Origin of the sequence: Methanococcus voltae, from assembly GCF_024807655.1 — an archaeon.
Lineage (GTDB): Archaea > AGJL01 > Methanococci > Methanococcales > Methanococcaceae > Methanococcus > Methanococcus voltae_D.
Genome location: NZ_JANUCR010000014.1, coordinates 1 through 3077 on the forward strand (window position 1 = coordinate 1; position 3077 = coordinate 3077).

Annotated in this window: 1 rRNA gene; it reads right to left on the reverse strand. The window is 50.7% G+C overall.

Features of this window, described 5'->3' with window-relative positions:
- Nucleotides 1-26: 26 nt before the first annotated feature.
- Nucleotides 27-2990 (reverse strand): 23S ribosomal RNA (locus J3E06_RS08480).
- Nucleotides 2991-3077: the final 87 nt, after the last annotated feature.

Below are 3077 nucleotides of genomic sequence, written 5' to 3' on the forward strand. Positions count from 1 at the left end.
CTCTCATATCTTTAAGTGTCCAGAATATCTTTTATCACTTGAACTATTAGTATTAGCGGGCTTAATGCCTCGGAAAACCTTGGCACTTACACCCCTAACCTATCAAACCCATGTTCTATGGGAGTCCTTGTTCCCGAAGGAAAAGGCTGTCTATTTTCAGGATGAACTTCGGGCTTAGATGCTTTCAGCCCTTATCTCTTGGTGCGTGGCTGCTCGGCAATGCCTTGTCAGACAACCGATCGACTAGAGGCACCGACGGCCCGTTCCTCTCGTACTAGAGCCACCTTTCCCTCAGACAGCCAACACATCCAGCAGATAGCAACCAACCTGTCTCACGACGGTCTAAACCCAGCTCATGATCCCCTTTAATGGGCGAACAGCCCCACCCTTGGGTCCTGCTGCAGACCCAGGATGGGAAAAACCGACATCGAGGTAGCAAGCCGCGGGGTCGATATGGGCTCTTGCCCGCGACAACTCTGTTATCCCCGGGGTAGCTTTTTTGTCATCTCTGGCCCCCATCGGTGAGGCACAGAGGTTCGTTAGGCCCGACTTTCGTCTCTTCGTTGCGTTTTGTTGGCAACAAAGTCAGGCTGGCTTTTGCCCTTACACTCAACAGCGGAGTCCTGACCCGCTTGAGCCAACCTTTGGGCCCTCCTGATGCATTTTTAGGAGGGTACCGCCCCAGCCAAACTGCCCACCTACCGGTGTCCCCTATAAGGGTTAGGGACATAATCATAGGAGGGTGGTGTCCCATGGATGCCTCCACTTTTCCTGGCGAAAAAGTTTCGATGGCTCCCACCTACACTGTACACCCACAATCATGCCCCAACGACAGGCTGCAGTAAAGCTCCACGGGGTCTTCGCTTCCCACTGGACGTCTCCGGCCTTTGCGCCGGAATGGTAGGTTCACCGGAGTCTAGTCGGGGACAGTGGAGGTCTCGTTACGCCATTCATGCAGGTCGGAACTTGCCCGACAAGGAATTTCGCTACCTTAAGAGGGTTATAGTTACCCCCGCCGTTTACTGGCGCTTCGCCCGGTTGGAACCGGGGTTCACGTACCAGCACTGGGCAGGCGTCGGCCTTAGTACACACCTTTTCAGGCTCGCTAAGACCTATGTTTGTATTAAACAGTCGGACCTCCCTGGTCACTGCGACCAGCGATCCGGTTAAAGATCACTGGCACTCCTTCTCCCGAAGTTACGGAGCCATTTTGCCGACTTCCCTCGACTAGATTATTCCGCTACGCCTTAGGATACTCACCTAGGGGCACCAGTGTCGGTTCTGGGTACGGACGTTCAAAATCCATGTCAATTCCCTTTTCACGGGCTCAAGGAATCAGTTAAATTCTCCTAAAGGAAAACTCATTACTCTTTCATCCGATTCTCATTATTACAATTCTCCTCGGACTTATAAGCTTGAATACTCAGACAAAAGTACAAAACTTATCCCAAAGCGTCAGAAATTGACCTTGTGTTGCCACATGTATTTGAACGGCACAGGAATATTAACCTGTTTCCCTTTCCTCTCAAAGAGGTTAACTCGAGAGTTAGGACCGGCTTACCCACAGCTGACGAACATTGCTGTGGAACCCTTGCCCCTTCGGCGGTGGGGATTCTCACCCCACTTATGCTGTTACTACTACCGGGATCATCATTTCTACGAGGTCCACTCGACTTCACAGCCGAACTTCTGCCCTCGCAGAACGCCCCCCTACAAGATTACCTTACGGTACTCCTGGGTCTCGGTGGCCGATTTTAGCCCCGTCCATTTTCGGGACCCTTGATCTCGACAGGTGAGCTGTTACGCACTCGTTAAAGGATGGCTGCTTCTAAGCCAACCTCCCTGCTGTCTTAGACCAAGGACACCCTTCGTGTTCACACTTAATCGGCACTTAGGGACCTTAACCCAGGTCACGGCTATTCCCGTCTCGGACATACAGCTTACCCGTATGCCCTGACTCGAAGTATACGACGACGACAAGTTCGGAGTTTGACAGAAAAGCGAGGAATTTCTTCCCCTAACCTCCCTATCAGTGCTCTACCTTGCCGACTATCTAAACTTCGGCTGACCTGAGAGTCACTTCGGGGGGAACCAGCTATTTCCGGGCTCGATTGGCCTTTCACCCCTAGACCAAGGTCAGAAGAGTGCTTCGAACGGCAACACCTCTGCAGGCCTCCATCCCTCAGTTGAGGGACTTCACCTTGCCCTGGCCTAGATCGCCCGGTTTCGGGTCGTATCGCTGTGACTCCGGGCCCTTAAGACCCCGTTCCTGGATAAACTGCGAACTTGTTGGTTTCCCTTCGCCTACAACCTTAAAGATTTTAAGCTCGCCACAACAATACACTCCCCGGCCCGTTTTTCGAAACGGACGACACAACCCTGGCTCTATACCTCGTAACACTACTTCGCAGTAGCTTCCTTCGATATAGTTGCCTTTGGGGCCATGCCATTCCATACCTACTTGGTTTCAGGCACTTTTCACATCCTATTAAGGATACTTTTCAGCTTTCCCTCGCGGTACTAATACGCTATCGGTCTTGGAACGTATTTAGGGTTGGAAGTCGATGCCTCCCAATTTCCCGCGCGATATCCAACGCACGGTACTCAGGAACCTTATAAATCATATCAGATTCACTTACGGGACTTTCACCCTCTATGGTATGACATTCCAGTCAACTTCAGTTCTCATCAAATCATTGAACAAAGGCCCTATAACACCACATCTCCCCGAAGGGATTCAGTTTGCCCTAATCCGCTTTCAATCGCCTCTAATCACGGAATCTCATTTGATTTCTCTTCCTGCGGGTACTAAGATGCTTCAATTCCCCGCGTTCCCAATCCTTACGGATCACTTTACAGTAGGAAGTCCCATTAGGAAATCTTAGGTTCAAAGGTTGTATGCACCTCGCCTAAGCTTATCGCAGCTTACCACGTCCTTCGTCGGCGTTCCAAGCCAAGCCATTCCCCAAGTAGGGTATTTGATAAATAGATATTCTGGATAACACCAGATATGAGAGCTTATGCATGATCATCATCTAAATCAGATCCTCGGTTTACAACCATATAATCGCAAACTG